General features: G+C 72.1%; 13 protein-coding genes. 3 read left to right on the top strand and 10 right to left on the bottom strand.

Translation table 11 applies throughout. From position 1 onward, the window contains the following. The first annotated feature begins 7 nt into the window (after positions 1 to 7). Positions 8 to 919: an NAD(P)-dependent oxidoreductase gene (locus ACIRG6_RS23495; RefSeq protein ID WP_364685152.1), complete on the top strand. Its 912-nt coding sequence runs from the start codon at positions 8 to 10 to the stop codon at positions 917 to 919. 236 nt (positions 920 to 1,155) lie between these two features. On the opposite strand, the gene ACIRG6_RS23490 is transcribed toward ACIRG6_RS23495, so the two are convergent. The 6 genes from ACIRG6_RS23490 to ACIRG6_RS23465 all read right to left on the bottom strand — a co-directional run bounded on the left by ACIRG6_RS23490 (position 1,156) and on the right by ACIRG6_RS23465 (position 6,842). Beyond that, positions 1,156 to 2,238 carry a tartrate dehydrogenase gene (locus ACIRG6_RS23490; protein WP_364685154.1) on the bottom strand — a complete coding sequence of 361 codons (1,083 nt, stop codon included), beginning with the start codon at positions 2,236 to 2,238 and terminating at the stop codon, positions 1,156 to 1,158. A 174-nt stretch (positions 2,239 to 2,412) separates the two neighbouring features. Continuing rightward, positions 2,413 to 3,315 (bottom strand): LysR family transcriptional regulator, encoded by a 903-nt coding sequence (locus ACIRG6_RS23485; protein ID WP_364685156.1) that lies wholly within the window; start codon positions 3,313 to 3,315, stop codon positions 2,413 to 2,415. Between the two features lie 87 nt (positions 3,316 to 3,402). Beyond that, positions 3,403 to 4,893: a C4-dicarboxylate transporter DctA gene (gene dctA, locus ACIRG6_RS23480; RefSeq protein WP_403324418.1), complete on the bottom strand. Its 1,491-nt coding sequence runs from the start codon at positions 4,891 to 4,893 to the stop codon at positions 3,403 to 3,405. A 185-nt stretch (positions 4,894 to 5,078) separates the two neighbouring features. Next, complete coding sequence (locus ACIRG6_RS23475; protein WP_403324450.1) at positions 5,079 to 5,312, bottom strand: alpha-L-rhamnosidase-related protein; 234 nt, start codon at positions 5,310 to 5,312, stop codon at positions 5,079 to 5,081. Positions 5,313 to 5,501: 189 nt separating this feature from the next. Next, complete coding sequence (locus ACIRG6_RS23470) at positions 5,502 to 5,909, bottom strand: Zn-ribbon domain-containing OB-fold protein (RefSeq protein WP_403324416.1); 408 nt, start codon at positions 5,907 to 5,909, stop codon at positions 5,502 to 5,504. 252 nt (positions 5,910 to 6,161) lie between these two features. Further along, positions 6,162 to 6,842 carry a TetR/AcrR family transcriptional regulator gene (locus ACIRG6_RS23465; protein ID WP_364685162.1) on the bottom strand — a complete coding sequence of 227 codons (681 nt, stop codon included), beginning with the start codon at positions 6,840 to 6,842 and terminating at the stop codon, positions 6,162 to 6,164. Positions 6,843 to 7,226: 384 nt separating this feature from the next. On the opposite strand from ACIRG6_RS23465, the gene ACIRG6_RS23460 reads away from it, so the two are divergent. Continuing rightward, entirely contained in the window at positions 7,227 to 8,606 is a 1,380-nt protein-coding gene (locus ACIRG6_RS23460; RefSeq protein WP_403324413.1) for an MFS transporter, read from the top strand. A gap of 41 nt (positions 8,607 to 8,647) precedes the next feature. Here the strand turns inward: ACIRG6_RS23460 and ACIRG6_RS23455 are convergent, their stop codons facing one another. The 4 genes from ACIRG6_RS23455 to lnt form a co-directional block, all read right to left on the bottom strand. Beyond that, positions 8,648 to 10,609, bottom strand: a complete 1,962-nt coding sequence (locus ACIRG6_RS23455; RefSeq protein ID WP_403324410.1) for a helix-turn-helix domain-containing protein — start codon at positions 10,607 to 10,609, stop codon at positions 8,648 to 8,650. Between the two features lie 100 nt (positions 10,610 to 10,709). Continuing rightward, positions 10,710 to 11,510: a 3-hydroxybutyrate dehydrogenase gene (locus tag ACIRG6_RS23450; protein ID WP_350724815.1), complete on the bottom strand. Its 801-nt coding sequence runs from the start codon at positions 11,508 to 11,510 to the stop codon at positions 10,710 to 10,712. 54 nt (positions 11,511 to 11,564) lie between these two features. Further along, a complete protein-coding gene (locus tag ACIRG6_RS23445; protein ID WP_318217399.1) occupies positions 11,565 to 12,044 on the bottom strand; it encodes an NUDIX hydrolase in 480 nt (159 codons plus the stop codon). Between the two features lie 68 nt (positions 12,045 to 12,112). Continuing rightward, positions 12,113 to 13,726, bottom strand: coding sequence for an apolipoprotein N-acyltransferase (lnt, locus tag ACIRG6_RS23440; RefSeq protein WP_403324408.1), 1,614 nt, complete (start codon positions 13,724 to 13,726; stop codon positions 12,113 to 12,115). A 219-nt stretch (positions 13,727 to 13,945) separates the two neighbouring features. Between lnt and ACIRG6_RS23435 the strand changes: the two genes are divergently transcribed. After that, a complete protein-coding gene (locus ACIRG6_RS23435) occupies positions 13,946 to 15,031 on the top strand; it encodes an O-antigen ligase family protein (RefSeq protein WP_403324406.1) in 1,086 nt (361 codons plus the stop codon). The last annotated feature ends 101 nt before the right edge of the window (positions 15,032 to 15,132 follow it).

The following is a 15,132-nucleotide window of genomic DNA, read 5'->3' as shown; positions in this document are numbered from 1 at the left end:
TGGAGGGGTGAACGAACAACAGAACCGCGCCACCAGGCAGAACAGCGCTGTCACCGTGATCGGGCTCGGCCCGATGGGGCAGGCGATGACCCGTACCCTCCTCGCCGCCGGCCACCGGGTCACCGTCTGGAACCGCACCGCCGGTCGGGCCGACGGCGTCGTCGCCGACGGGGCGACGCTCGCGCCGGCACCCGGCGCGGCGGTCGAGGCGAGTGACCTCGTGATCCTCAGCCTCACCGACTACCAGGCGATGTACGACATCCTCGGCACCGCCACCGAATCGCTCGCCGGCCGAACGCTGGTCAACCTGAGCTCCGACACTCCCGACCGCACACGCGAGGCGGCGGCCTGGGCGACGGGCCACGGCGCCGCCTTCCTCACCGGAGGTGTCATGGTCCCCGCGCCGATGGTCGGCACGGAGGCGGCGTACGTCTTCTACAGCGGCGGCGACGAGGTGATGGCCCATCACCGGGAGACGCTGGCACTGCTCGGAACGCCGAAGTACCTGGGTGCGGACCCGGGCCTCGCCCAGATGATGTACCAGGCCCAACTCGCGGTGTTCCTGACCACCTTGTCCGGCCTGATGCACGCCACCGCGATGCTGGGCACCGCGGGGATGAAGGCCGGGGAGGCCCTGCCGGAGCTGCTCTTCTTCACCGACTCGATCGGCGCCGTCCTGCGGGCGGGGGAAGAACACCCCGGTGCCGCGCTCGATGCCGGAGAGCATCCCGGCGACCTCAGCACGGTCACCATGATGGGTGCGACGTCCGACCACATCGTCGAGACCAGCACGTCACTCGGCCTCGACCTCGCGCTCCCCCTGGCCGTGCAGTCCCACTACCAGCGCGTGATCAACAAGGGACACGGCAGCGACAACTGGACGCGCATCATCGACAGCATCCGGGAACCACGCCGATGACTCCGGCGGCCGCCCTGAACGTGCCGCCGTCGGTGTTGACCGTCCGGCCGGTGATGTAGTCGGTGGCCTCGGCTGCGACGAAGGGCAGGACGCCGGTCGGCACACAGCCGCGCCGGACTCCCCCTGTGGTCGGGGGAGTCCGGCGCGGTCCGGCCGCTGTGCAGCGGCTGTCCCGGTGCGTCGGCGCGACGTGAGACTCACCCGGGACGCTCAAGGGCCGCCGTCGAAGCGGCGATTCAATTGTCCAGCGCGGCGATGAGGGCCTTGGTGACGTCCTCGGTGGAGGCCGTGCCGCCGACGTCGCGGGTCAGGATGCCGGCGCCGGTGACGGTCTCGATGGCCTTGTCGAGGCGGGAGGCCTGGTCGGGCAGGCCGAAGTGGTCGAGCATGAGGGCGGCGCTGCCGACCGCGCCGATGGGGTTGGCCAGGCCCTGACCGGCGATGTCCGGGGCGGAGCCGTGGACCGGCTCGAACATGCTGGGGAAGCGGCGCTCGGGGTTGAGGTTGGCGCTGGCGGCCAGGCCCAGGCTGCCGGCCAGGGCGCTGCCGAGGTCGGAGAGGATGTCGGCGTTGAGGTTGGAGGCGACGACGACCGACAGGTCCTCGGGGCGCAGGACGAACTTGGCGGACATCGCGTCGACCAGGACACTCTCGGTCTCGACGTCGGGGTAGTCGGCCGCGACCCGCTTGAAGACGTCGTCCCACAGGACCATGCCGTACTGCTGGGCGTTGCTCTTGGTCACGGAGGAGACCTTGCGGCGGGCGCGGGTGCGCGCGAGGTCGAAGGCGAAGCGGATGATGCGTTCGCAGCCCACCTCGGTGAACAGGGCCGACTGGACGGCGACTTCGCCGCCGGGTCCGCGTCCGGAGAGGTTGCGTCCGCCGAGGCCGGCGTATTCGCCCTCGCTGTTCTCGCGGACGACGACCCAGTCGAGTTCGGTGTCGTCGGCCTTGCGCAGCGGGCTGGTGATGCCGGGCAGGAAGTGGACCGGGCGGACGTTGGCCCACTGGTCGAAGCTCTGGCAGATCTTCAGCCTGAGTCCCCACAGGCTGATGTGGTCGGGGACGGTGGGCCAGCCGACGGCGCCGAAGTAGATGGCGTCGAAGTCCTTGAGCTGGTCCAGGCCGTCGTCGGCCATCATCTTCCCGGTGCGGGCGTAGTAGTCGCTGCCCCAGGGGAACTCCTCCCAGTCGAAGGCGAAGGCTCCGTCGGAGGCGTCGGCGAGGGCGGTCAGGACGGCGCGTCCTGAGGCGACGACCTCGGCACCGACGCCGTCGGCGGGGATGGCCGCGATACGGAAGGTACGGGTCTCGGGCACGGGGAGCCTCCGGGTTCTGGGGAACGCCCCTGCTCAACCGGCATGGGCGGACGGTGATCGCGTGCTGATCCGATGCGTTCTCGAGTCAACAGGCCCGTGTCGCGGCACGTCCAAGACGTGCTTCCGATACAACTCATAGGAACGACCGATCGGTTCGGCGACCGGTGCGCGCCGTCAGCGTTGAGCAACCGCCCGCCGCGCTGCCAGGGCCCGGGTGAGGTCGAGGAAGGCCCGCGCACCAGGGGTCAGGTGGTCGGGCAGGCTGATCATCGCGACGTGGAGGTGAGCGGTCGGCGCGAGGGAGGCGACCACCAGTCCGCAGCGGCGGGCCAACCGGGTCCAGGCGGCCGGCAGCACGGCGATGCCCACGCCGGTGAGCACCAGCGGGAGGATGGAGGTGCGGTGGTCCACGACGGCGACGATCTCCGTGCTCCCGCTGCGGGCGGTGATGTCGTCGACGATGGTGCGCATCAGGCTGCCCGGGCGGGAGGCGATCAGCTTGTGTCCGGCCAGGTCCTCGGGGCGCAGGACGTCGCCGTCCTCGAAACCCGCGTCGGCCGCGGACACGACCACGAACGGCTGCTCCTCCACCGGCAGGACGTCGATGCCCGGGGCGGACACGGGCCGGGCCGCGCCCAGCAGCCCCAGCTCGCAGGCGCCGCTGCGGACCAGTTCGACGGTCTCCTCGGGTGTGAAGGCGGCCTGGGTGTTGATCGTGACGGCGGGATGCAGTCCGGCGAACCGGTGGATCAGGGTGGTCAGGGGCTCGATGCCGGGTGACGGCATGGCGGCGACCTCCACCGTGCCGCGGCCGAGTCCGGCCAGGTCGGCCGCCCGTGCCCGTACGGCGTCCAGGTCGCGCAGGACGCGGCGGCTCGGCTCCAGGAGCTGGGCGCCGGCCTCGCTCAGGACCACGCCCCGGCCCATGCGGTGGAAGAGGGAGACCCCGAGATCCGCCTCCAGGTTGGCCATCGCCTGGGACAACGACGGCTGCGCCACGTGCAGCGCGGCGGCTGCCTTGCTGAAGCCGCCGTGCTCCACGATGGCGAGGAAGTACTGCAGCTGCCGAGCGTCCAAGGCGCTCCCTCCACTCCCTGATACAGAGGGAGCCTATCGAGCCTGCGGCTGAGCGCTCCGGCCGAGGCGGGGTCGCCGGTTCGCCGCTCAGACCGGCCGTGGAGGTACGGCGGAAGCGACGTCGTCGGCCGGACGCGGTTCCGGAACCCCCTGGTCGGCGCTTCGCTCCTCCATGGCCGCGGCGTCTCGGCCCTTCCGTAGCGGCGTCGCACGGCTGTGTCCGTCGGTCCCGGCCCGCTCCTCTGCCGCCTCCGGTCCGGATGGGCTCTCGACGGGCCGGCCGGCCAGCACGGCGCGGGCACGTTCGAGATCCAGGCCGTTCTCCCAGCGCGCGACGAACAGGGTGGCGACGGCGTTGCCGCAGAAGTTGACCAGGGCGCGGCACTCGGACATGAACTTGTCGATGCCGAACACGAGCATGATGCCCGCGGCGGGGACGTGGCCGACGGTCGACAGCGTCGCGGTCAGCGCGATAAACCCGCCGCCGGCCACCCCGGCCGCGCCCTTGGACGTCAGCAGCATCACCGCCAGCAGACCGAGCTGCTGGCCGACGGACAACGACGTGTCGGTGGCCTGGGCGATGTAGAGCGTCGCCAGGGAGAGATAGATCGCCGCCCCGTCGAGGTTGAAGCTGTAACCGGTCGGCACGACCAGACCGACCGTGGGCCGGTCGACCCCCATGAACTGGAGCTTGCGCATCAGCCCCGGCAGCGCCGGTTCGGCCGTCGACGTGCCGAGGACCAGCAGCAGCTCCTCCTTGAAGTACCGCAGCAGCTGGAAGATGTTGAGCTTCACGTACGCCGCCAGCACGGCGCCGAGCACGACCACCACGAAGAGGATCGACGTGACGTAGAAGAGCAGGATCAGCGATCCGAGGCTCGTCAGGGTGGAGAGGCCGAACTTGCCGATCGCGAAGGCCATGGCTCCGAAGGCGCCGAGCGGGGCCGCCTTCATGACGAACGACAGGACCTTGAACACGACCTCCGTCAGACGGTTGACCGACGCGATGATCGGCTCACCGGTCTTGCCCACCACTTTCAACGCGATACCGAAGATCACGGCGAGGAAGATGACCTGGAGGATGTCCCCTTCCACGAACGCGCCGAAGAAGCTGTGCGGGACGAGGTTGGTGAGGAACTCCCACCAGTGCTGGTGCTCGCCCTTCTCGATGTACTGGCCGGCGTCTCCCGAGGTGTCCAGCTCGCCGGCATCCGCGTGCACCCCCTCACCGAGGGGGAAGAGATTGATCGCCACCAGGCCGGCGGCGAGGGCCACGATGGTGCCGATCTGGAAGTAGGCGAGCGCTTTGACGCCGGTACGGCCCACCTTCTTCAGATCGGCGACCCCGGCGATGCCACCGATGATCGTCAGGAACACGATGGGACCTATCAGCATCTTCATCGCGGTGACGAACGTCGTGCCGATCGGCTCCATCGAGGTGCCCAGATCCGGCCACCGCCAGCCGAGCACGATGCCGACGACGATGGCCACCAGCACCTGCACGTAGAGCTGTCGGTACCAGGGCTTGGCCCGCACCACGTCGGTGCCGCCCACGGCTTCGTCCGGGGTGTGCGTCATTGCAACCTCCATCCAGGCACGGCTGAGCACCACCGACGCGCCACGAGAAGTCCGGTACGGACGGCTGCGGGGGTGATGCCTGCGGCGCCGGGCCCGACCGGCACCGCCCTAACTAACGGGTCAGTGAAGCCGGTCACAAGCGGGGAGGTCCACGACCAAAAATCGATGCCCCGCATAGGCGCAACCTATGACCGCGTCTGCAGGGGGTCTCCGTCCCGACGATGGCTGCCTCGGGTGCGCACAGCGCACTGCCGGTCTGTACCCGTTGGGTAGACCCAGGAGGGGCACGCCGTCTGGGCCAACAGCCGGTGGGCTACGTCGAGATGACCGGTGTCGGTCAGCGCGGCGCAGATCGGCGGAGCGCCGATGAAGCCGGTGGCGGTGCGGGTGACGGTGACAGGGGGCGCTCCTCGGTGCAGTGCACCGGAGGGCCCAGGAGAGCGACGAGGGTGCCGGGGGCGCGGATGCCGGTCCAGTCTTCATCGCGTCGCTCCTGGTCCGTGCGGGGCAGTCGCCTTCGGCGGCGACCGGCTGACCGTCTCGGCCTCGTCCCGGAGCGGAACCCGCGGACGGCACGTCGCACGGCTCGCCTCGGCGGTCCCTCAGGTTCAGACCCGGTACGCCGCGTCGAGGCGCTGGAAGACCGGCTCGTCCCGCACCGGGTCCGTGAGCGTCGACAGCCGTACCCGGTCGCCGCTGTGGATGCCGATGAGCGGACCCATGACCCGGCCGCGCACCACGAAGCCCTCGCTCATCTCGACCAGGGACACATTGCGCGCTGTCGGGGTGTTGCGATGAACCACCGTGGTGTGGCGGACGACGCCGACACCCTCACTGCACTCGGTGCGCAGATCGCTGCCCCGGCAGACCGGACACAGCAACCGTTGGTACGCGGCGGTGCCGCACCACGTGCAGCGCTGGAAGCACAAGGCCTCCGGCTCGCGGGACGCCGACACCAGAAGACCGGTCGCAGAGCCGGCCGGCGAGCGGACGAGGTCACCTGGGCAGTGGTACACGCTGATCAACTCCCTGCACCGAGCCGGAAATCCAGCGTGCTCGGCGCACCGTGCACGCATGTGCGCGGTCCCCCTCCACCGTGCACGACACCACAGTATGGTACTCAGTACCATCAGTAAAGAACTCAGTCCCTGCGGCGGTCGTACGCCGGAACTACGCGCGGCCTCGTCGCGCCGTGCCGCCGGTCGCACACGAGTGAGCGGCGGCGCCCTCAAGGGCCACCGCCGCTCACCGCAGAACACCCCGGACGCCTACCGCCCGGCGCCGCCCTCCACGAGTTGCCGCAGCGCGGGCAGCAGCGCGTCGATGTCCTGCCCGGTCCTGAACGCGACGACGGTCGTGCCGCCGGACTCCGCCGCGGAAGGGCGGGCCGGAAAGAGGGCGAGGACCTCACGCATCGCCTCGTCGACCTCGGCCACCGGATCGGACGACTCGCCGCGCAGCCATCGGCGCAGCACATGATTGTGGGCGGCGACCACGGCCGCGGCCATGAGCTCGGCCTTCAGCGACGCCGACTTCGTCGGATCCCCCATCCAGTCCGCGATGAACTCCCGGAACAGCCGCTGGTAGCGGGCCACACTGGCGATCTCACGATCCCTGAGAGCAGCCACCTTGCTCGTGAGGGCGTACCGCCGCCTCGCCAGGTCACCCTCGTCCAGGTAGTGCAGCAGCACCAGGCGGACCGCGTCCGACACGGCGACCAGAGCGGTACTGTCACTCGACGTCGCCAGTCTGCGCCCGATCAGCTCCAGAAGACGATCGTGGTCAGGAAAGATCACGTCTTCCTTGGACCGGTAGTGCCGGAAGAACGTCGTACGTCCGACCCCGGCGCGTTCGGCGATGTCGTCGACGGTCGTCTGCTCGTAACCACGCTCGTCGAAGAGGGCGAACGCGGCGTCTGCGAGCCGGACGGATGCGGGTGGCTTGCTCATGGACGCTCATCCTTCCCCCTCCCACCGCACCGATGCCACTTGCCCCGGGCCGACGGGTCCGGCACGGCGAAGATCGACGACTGCCGTCAGGCCGGCGACAGCTCGACCGCCTCGGTCGCGTCTCTCCGTTCTCACGATGCTCCTGCGGCGAGCTCTTCCGCCTCACACGCCACAGTGCCCCGGACGGGGTGCAGTGAGCCGAGGGTGTCGGCGGCGCGGAGAGCGGGACCGCTCGACGCTCCGCAGGTGCGTGCGTCGGCATGGTGGCCGCGCTTATAGCCGGCCACCGAACTATGGTGCCCCGCCACATGTGCCCCTGACCTGCGGCTTCCTACGGTGTGCCGACACGTACCCGTCCCCACCGCACACGAGGAAGTGGCGCACATGGCCTCAGCAGCATCCGCTCCCCCGACACCCGGCAATCTCAAGCGCATCGTCGCCGCCAGCCTCATCGGCACCACCATCGAGTGGTACGACTTCTTCCTCTACGGCTCCGCCGCCGCCCTCGTCTTCAACAAGCTGTTCTTCCCGGACTCCGACCCACTGGTCGGCACCCTGCTGTCGTTCCTGACCTATGCCGTCGGGTTCGCCGCCCGTCCGCTCGGCGCCCTGGTCTTCGGGCACTACGGTGACCGGCTCGGGCGCAAGAAGCTGCTGGTGCTGAGCCTGCTGATGATGGGCGGGGCCACCTTCGCGATCGGTCTGCTGCCGACGCACGCCACCGTCGGCACGGCCGCTCCCGTGCTGCTGACCGTGCTGCGGCTCGTGCAGGGGTTCGCGCTCGGCGGCGAGTGGGGTGGTGCCGTGCTGCTGGTGTCCGAGCACGGGGACGCCCGGCGCCGCGGGTTCTGGGCTTCGTGGCCGCAGACCGGAGCGCCGGCCGGGCAGTTGCTGGCGACCGGTGTGCTGTCGCTGCTGACGGCGGTGCTGTCGGACGCCGCGTTCACCAGCTGGGGCTGGCGGATACCGTTCCTGCTGTCCGGCGTCCTGGTCATGGTCGGTCTGTGGATCCGTCTGTCCGTCGACGAATCCCCCGTCTTCAAGCAGGCGTTGGCGCAGGCGGAGGCGCGCAAGGCGGACGCCGAGCCGCTTCCGCTGGTCGCCGTGCTGCGGCACCACTGGCGTGACGTGCTGATCGCGATGGGCGCGCGGATGGCGGAGAACATCAGCTACTACGTCATCACGGCCTTCATCCTCGTCTACGCCACCACCGCGGCCGACGTCTCCAAGCAGACGGCGCTCAACGCGGTGCTGATCGCCTCGGCCGTGCACTTCGCGGTCATCCCGGCCTGGGGTGCGCTGTCGGACCGGATCGGACGCCGTCCCGTGTACCTGCTGGGGGCGGCCGGCGTCGGGCTGTGGATGTTCCCCTTCTTCATGCTCATCGACTCCGGGCACTTCGGGAGCCTCCTCCTCGCGGTGACCGTGGGCCTGGTGCTGCACGGCGCGATGTACGCGCCCCAGGCGGCCTTCTTCTCCGAGATGTTCGCGACCCGGATGCGCTACTCCGGTGCCTCCATCGGCGCCCAGTTCGCGTCGGTCGCGGCAGGCGCCCCCGCGCCGCTGATCGCCACCGCGCTGCTGAACGAGTACAACAGCTCGACGTTCATCTCCCTCTACGTCATCACCGCGGTACTGATCACACTGGTCGCCGTGGGCGTGGCCAAGGAGACCCGCCACCGGGATCTCACCGACGTCACGTCCGCGGAGGAGGGTGCCGAGGAGCAGGCCGGCTCCCGCCCCACCGGTGCGCGTACCGCCTGACTGCCGCGCCGCCGGCCCCCGTACGCCCCCGCGTGCGGGGGTCAGCGCTGCGCCGGGGCCGACAACCGGTGCAGTCGCAGGGCCAGTTGTATCTCCAGCGTGCGGGCGGGGCTCTGCCAGTCGTCGCCGAGGAGGCGGGCGACGCGTTCGAGGCGCTGCGCGACCGTGTTCACGTGGACGTGGAGCTCGTCCTTGGTGCGTGCGGGGCTCATGCCGCAGGCGAAGTACGCGTCGAGGGTGCGCAGCAGTTCGGTACCGCGTCGCTCGTCGTAGTCCACGACCTGGCCGATGGTGCGGTCGACGAAACCGGCTATGTCCCGGTCGCCGGCCAGGAGCAGCCCCAGGAAACCGAAGTCCTCGGCGGCGGCGCCGTCCCCGGAGCGGCTCAGCAACCGCAGGGCGTCCAGGCAGCGCCTGGCCTCGTGGTAGGCGGCGGCCACGGTCTCGGGGCGGGCGGCGAGGTCCTCGACGGGTGCGGAGGCGCCGACGGTGACGGCCTCGTGGACGGCGGTGCCCAGGTCCCGTGCGGTACGGCGGGCCAGCTCCGTGGCACCGTCCTGGGCGTCGAGGGGCAGCAGCAGGACGGTGCCGCCGTCCCGGGCGGCGGCCAGGCCGTGCCGGGTCGCGGCTAGGTGGGAGGCCGCGGCCCACAGGCGTCGGCGTGCGTCCGCCTCCTGGTCGGCGTCGGGCGCGGTGGCGTCGAGTCGGGCGGCGAGGACGACGTGCGTGGCGTCGAGGTCGGCGTGCAGCCGCCGGGCGCGTTCGCGCAGCAGGCGCGGGTCGCGGTCGCGGGCGTCGAGGAGGTCGTCCAGCAGTTCGCCGCGCACCCGCTGTTCGGCCTCGGCGGCGGAGCGCCGGGCGAGCAGCAGCAGGGAGGTGACCATCGCGGCCCGCTCCAGGGTGAGCTGGTCCACGGGGTCGAGTCCGGGATGTCCGCGCAGGACCAGGGCGCCGAGCAGTTCGCCGCCGGCGGTGACGGCGGCGATCCAGTCGTCGTCGTGCCGCACCGCGTGTCCTTCCGCGCGGGACGTCTCCAGGGCCCGGGCGGGTGCCGCGGCGGCCTCGGTGAACTCGACGGTGCCGGCCAGGACCTGGGAGACCGCGGCGGCCACGTCGTGGACGCCGCCGCCGCGCAGGACCAGCTCGGCGAGCCGGTCGTGGACGTCGGAGGCGCGTTCGATGACGCCGCTGCGGTCCTTGATGATCTCGTTGGCCCGCTCCAGCTCGGCGAGGGCCGAGCGGGTCTCCGCGAGCAGGTTGGCGGTGTCGATGGCCGCCGCAGCGAGGGCCGCGAAGGAACCGAGCAGGGCGATCTGCTCCCGCTCGAACACCCGGGCGCGCCGGTCCGCCGCGAACAGCACGCCGATGACGTGGTGCCCGAGCATCAGCGGGACGCCCAGGATCGCGACGAGGCCCTCGTCCCGTACGCCCGTGTCGATGGTGCGGGTGTGCTGGAAACGGGCGTCCTTGAAGTAGTCGTCGGTGACATAGGGCCGGGCGGTCTGGGCGACGAGGCCGCCGAGCCCCTCCCCCATGCCGAGCCTCAGCTGCTGGAAGCGGGCGGCGACCGAGCCCTCGGTGACGCGCATGTAGGTGTCGCCGCGTGCCGGGTCGTTGAGGCTGAGGTAGGCCACGTCCGTGCCGAGCAGCGAGCGGGCCCGCTGCACGATCGCGCGCAGTACGGCGTCCAGGTCGCGCAGCCCGGCGAGGTCGTGGGCCGTCTCGAACAGTGCCGACAGTTCGGCCTCGCGCCTGCGCCGGCCCTCCAGCTCGGAGCGCACGCGCAGCGCGAGGAGCTTGGCCCGCTCCAGCGCGGCGATCCGCTCGGCCGGTCCGCCCTCCGCGCGGGCGAGGAGCACCGGCTGCTCGTAGGCGTCGGCGGAGGCCCCCCTGGCCAGCAGTTCCAGGAAGGGCGTCTCGGCGCCGGCGGGCGCCGCAGGGAGCACCGGCGCCGCGGCATCGCGGACGGGGCGCTCGGCGGACTGCGCGTGATCGCGGGACATGCTCACAGGATTCCCCATCGCACGGTCGTCCCGGCAGCCCTGTGGAAAACCCGGGCCGCCGGGCGCATCGCGCCGTTCGGAACGCGCATCGTCGTCCCGCTCAGTGCGCGGTCCAGCCGCCGTCCAGGACGAGGGACGTGCCGGTGACGAAGGACGCCTGCGGGCCGCACAGGTACGCCACGGCCTCGGCGACCTCCTCCGGTTCGATGAGCCGCCGCAGCGCGCTGTCGCGCAGCAGTACGTCGGACAGCACCTGCTCCTCGGGGATGCCGTGCGCCCGGGCCTGGTCGGTGATCTGCTTCTCCACGAGCGGGGTGCGTACGTAGGAGGGGTTCACGCAGTTGGAGGTGACGCCGTGGGCGGCCCCCTCCAGGGCGGCGGTCTTCGACAGGCCCTCCAGTCCGTGCTTGGCGGACACGTAGGCCGCCTTGTAGGCGGAGGCGCGCAGTCCGTGCACGGAGGAGATGTTCACGATGCGGCCCCAGCCCTGCCCGTACATGTGGGGCAGGGCGCCGCGGATCAGGCGGAAGGGGGCCTCCAGCATGACGGTGAGCACCGTGTGGAAGACGTCCGGCGGGAACTCCTCCAGAGGGCGCACCATCTGCAGCCCGGCGTTGTTGACGAGGACGTCGGTGCCGGCGGCCGCGTGTTCGGCGGCGTCCAGGTCGGTCAGGTCCAGGACGTGCGGTTCGACGGTTCCGGTGAGGTCCACGGCGAGCTCGGCGAGCGCGTCCAGCCCCGTGGCGTCCCGGTCGACCGCTCTGACCTTGGCCCCGGCGGCGGCGAGCCGCAGCGCGCAGGCGCGGCCGATGCCGCCGGCGGCACCGGTGACGAGGGCGGTGCGGCCGCCGAGGTCGAGCGGGGAGGCGTGGGGGGCCGGGAGGACACTGGGCGAGGTCATGTCCCGACCCTAGGCAGGGCCCACCCCGCGCCCCATGTGGGCACGCCCCATAGTTCAGACAGAACCAGTGGGGTCGAACCATGTGGGTGCGTCGGACAGTGCCTGCTTGATCCGGGACTGCCCGAACTCCCCGAGATCCGGCAGGGCGTCGACCGCGAACCAGCCCACGTCCAGCGACTCGTCGTCGTTGACCCGGGCCTCGCCGCCGACCGCCTTGCAGCGGAAGGTGACGTCCATGAACTGGCAGACGTCGCCGTTCTCGTACGTCACCGGGCTGAGTGCCTGGACGAGGACGAGCCGCTCGACGACGCACCGGACGGCGGTCTCCTCCTCCACCTCGCGCACGGCGCAGGCCGCGGGCTGCTCCCCGGGTTCCGGGATGCCCCCGATCAGCGACCAGCGCCGGTTGTCGGCCCGCCGGCCCAGCAGCACCCTCCCCTCCTCGTCGAAGACGACGGCGGTGACTCCGGGGAGCCACAGCAGCTGGTGTCCGGCAGAAGCGCGCAGGTCGCGGATGAAGTCGGGGGTAGGCATGCGCCCGACCCTAACGGGCCGGGCGGGCCGCTCCCTGCGAGGTCGCGGGGCGTGCGGCGGGCGGACGGTCACACGTCACGGGCGCGCCACCCGCGCACACCGGCGCCGACGGCCCAGCCGAGCCCGCCGGCCGCGACGAGCACGAGGGCGATCTCCGGCCACACGCCCCACCGGGTGGCGGGGGTCTCGGAGGAACGCAGCGGCACCTCCTGGACCAGGGAGTCCGCGACGAACATGCCGGTCCTCTGGGTGATCCGGCCGTCCGGCATGATGACGGCGCTGACGCCGCTGGTCACCGGCACGGTGACGGTCCGGCTGTGCTCGACGGCGCGGATGCGGGACATCGCGAGCTGCTGGTAGGTCATCTCGCTGCGGTCGAAGGTCGCGTTGTTGCTGGGCACGGAGATCAGCTGGGCGCCGTCGGTGACCTCGGAGCGCACGGCCCAGTCGAAGGCGGCCTCGTAGCAGGTGACCAGGCCGACCTCGGTGCCGGCCATGGTGAAGACGCCGGGCTCGGTGCCGCGGCTGAAGTCCCGGCTGACCATGGAGGTCCACTCGTCGTTGATCGCCCCGATCATCGAGCGCAGCGGCAGGTACTCGCCGAAGGGCTGGATCTGCCGTTTGTCGTAGGTGTCCGTGGGGCCCTTGTCCGGGTCCCACAGGATCTGCTCGTTGAGGAGCTTGCCGTCGCGTTCGACGACACCGCCGACCGAGATGGGCACGCCGATCGCCTTGGCGGCCCGGTCGATGACGTAGCGCGCGTCGGCGTTGGCGAAGGGGTCGATGTCGGAGGAGTTCTCCGGCCAGAGCACGAAGTCGGGGCGGTCGGCCTTGCCCGCCTTGACCTCGGCGGCCAGGCGTTCCGTCTCGCGCGCGTGGTGGTCGAGTACGGCGCGGCGCTGAGCGTTGAAGTCGAGGCCGGCGCGCGGCACGTTGCCCTGGATGACGGCGACGGTCGCGGTGCCGTCCTCCGCCTCGTCGGTGACCAGCGGCCGGGCGGCCACGGCGCCCACGACGGGTACGGCCACGCCGAGCAGGGCCGCTGCCGCCGCCCCCCGCCGTACGGCGCCGGTGCGGCGTGCCCCGACGGCCAGGCGGGCGGTCTCGCTCAGGCCGAAGCCGCACAGGACGACCGCGAAGCCGAGGACCGGTGTACCGCCGACCGCGGCGAGCGGCAGGAACACGCCGTCGGCCTGTCCGAAAGCGATCTTCCCCCAGGGGAAGCCGTGGAAGGGGACGCGCGCGCGTGCGGCCTCTCCGGCTGTCCACACGGCCGCCGCCCACACCGGCCACGCCGGGAGCCTCGACACCGCGGCGATGCCCGCCCCGACCAGCGCGACGAAGATCGCCTCGATGACGACCAGGGCGAGCCAGGGGCCGGGGCCGACCTCCACACCGGTCCACACCAGCAGGGGCAGCAGGAAGCCGAGGCCGAACAGGTAGCCGAGACCGAGGCCCGCCTTCCAGCTCCGGCCGCGCAGCACCGCGCCGAAGACGGCGAAGGCGGGCAGGGCCAGCCACCACAGGGTGCGCGGCGGGAAGCTGACGTAGAGCAGCACGCCGGAGAGCGCGGCTGCGGCGGCCGGATACAGGCGCGTGAGCCGCGCGGCGAGGCGCGAGGCGGGTGCGGCCTGCGGCTTCAGCCGGTCCGGCTCGCCGACGGTGGTTGCGGTGACGGTCACGCCCCGGAGTGTACGGCGCGTGACTTCGCCGCCGACAGCATGGTTCGTGGGGGCCGGTGGGCCCCGGGTGGCGGGTGCCGCATCGTTTCGGCACAACCGGCCGCCGAGCCGTCCCCAATCCGCCGACCAGCCGTTACGGTGTGCCGGAGCCTCAGTCGTCCGGTCCTGTCGTCCGGGCGCCGGGGCCCGTCGAGGTCGGGGGCGACACGGGCGGGGGGCATGGTGGGCGCGAGGGGGCGGGAGTCCGCGGCCGTTGCGGCGGCGGACGGCACGAGACGGAGCGGGTCGGACGCGGCGGGCGTGGTGATCCTCGGGGCGTGTGCGTCCTGGTCGCTGATCACGGCCGCCGCGCGCGACGGGCGTCCGGAGGGGGTGCTGCTCGCGGTGCTGGCGGTGGCCGCCGGCTACGCCGTGGGGCGGATCTGCGGTGCGCTCCTGCCGGTCGCCGCTCCCTGTGCCGCGGGGCTCGCCGGTGCCGCTCTGACGGTGGCCGTTCCGTGTCTGGTCACCGGGCCGCGGATCACCGTGCCGCTCGGGCACGCCGGTGCCACCGCGGCCCTGCTGGTCCTGTCGGCGGGTGCGGCGTGCTGCGGGGCCTGGGCCAGTCCGGTGCCGGCCGTGCGGCTGGTGCTGCGTCTGCTGGCCGCGGGGATCGCCGTGACCGCGGCCGTCCTGGGCTCGGCCGCCGGTTGCGTGGCCTGTGCGGTGGTACTGCTGTGCTCGCTCGGCGCCGGCCGCATCCGCCGCCGCGGTGCCGCGCTCTCCGGGCTGGGTCTGGTGGCGGGCCTGGTGACCGTGCTGACCTGGGCGGTCGCGGCGGGGGCCGTGCCGGGCGGTCTCGCCGTGCCGTTGGAGGGACGGCTGTCCTCCGCCCGTGTCCTGCTCTGGGGCGACGCGCTGGACCTGCTGCGCGAGGACGCCGTTCTCGGCGTGGGCCCGGGGCGTTTCGGTGAGCTGAGTCCGACGGCCGGGCAGTCGGCGGTGTCCGACGGCAGGCCCCACTCGGCGGCCTGGCAGCAGGCCGCCGAACAGGGCGTCGTCGGCGTCGTCCTGCTGGGAGCGGCCTTCGGCTGGGTGCTGTACGCGCTCTGGCGCTCGCCGCGTCCGACGCCGCTCGTGCTGACCGCGGGGGTGGCGCTCACCGGGCTGGCTGCCATCGCCTCGGTGGGCAACGCACTGAGCTTCACCGCCGTGTCGGTGGGCGCGGGACTGCTCGCGGGGCTCGCCACGGCCCGCCCCCTCGCCGACGAGCCATCGACGGCTGTGCCGGGGACGGGGCAGCGGGCTCGCCGGGCGTTCCGGTGACGCGCGGGCGACTCCCCGTCGGACAGGCACGCCGTGGGTGGGGAGACGGGACGAGTGCCTCGGGCGCGGCGGCCCGTGCCGGCGGGAGCGGAGTCCGTTGC

Source organism: Streptomyces flaveolus, from assembly GCF_044765825.1.
Lineage (GTDB): Bacteria > Actinomycetota > Actinomycetes > Streptomycetales > Streptomycetaceae > Streptomyces > Streptomyces flaveolus.
The sequence above is the reverse complement of the archived record's forward strand: the minus strand, read 5'-3'. Positions and strand labels throughout refer to the sequence as shown.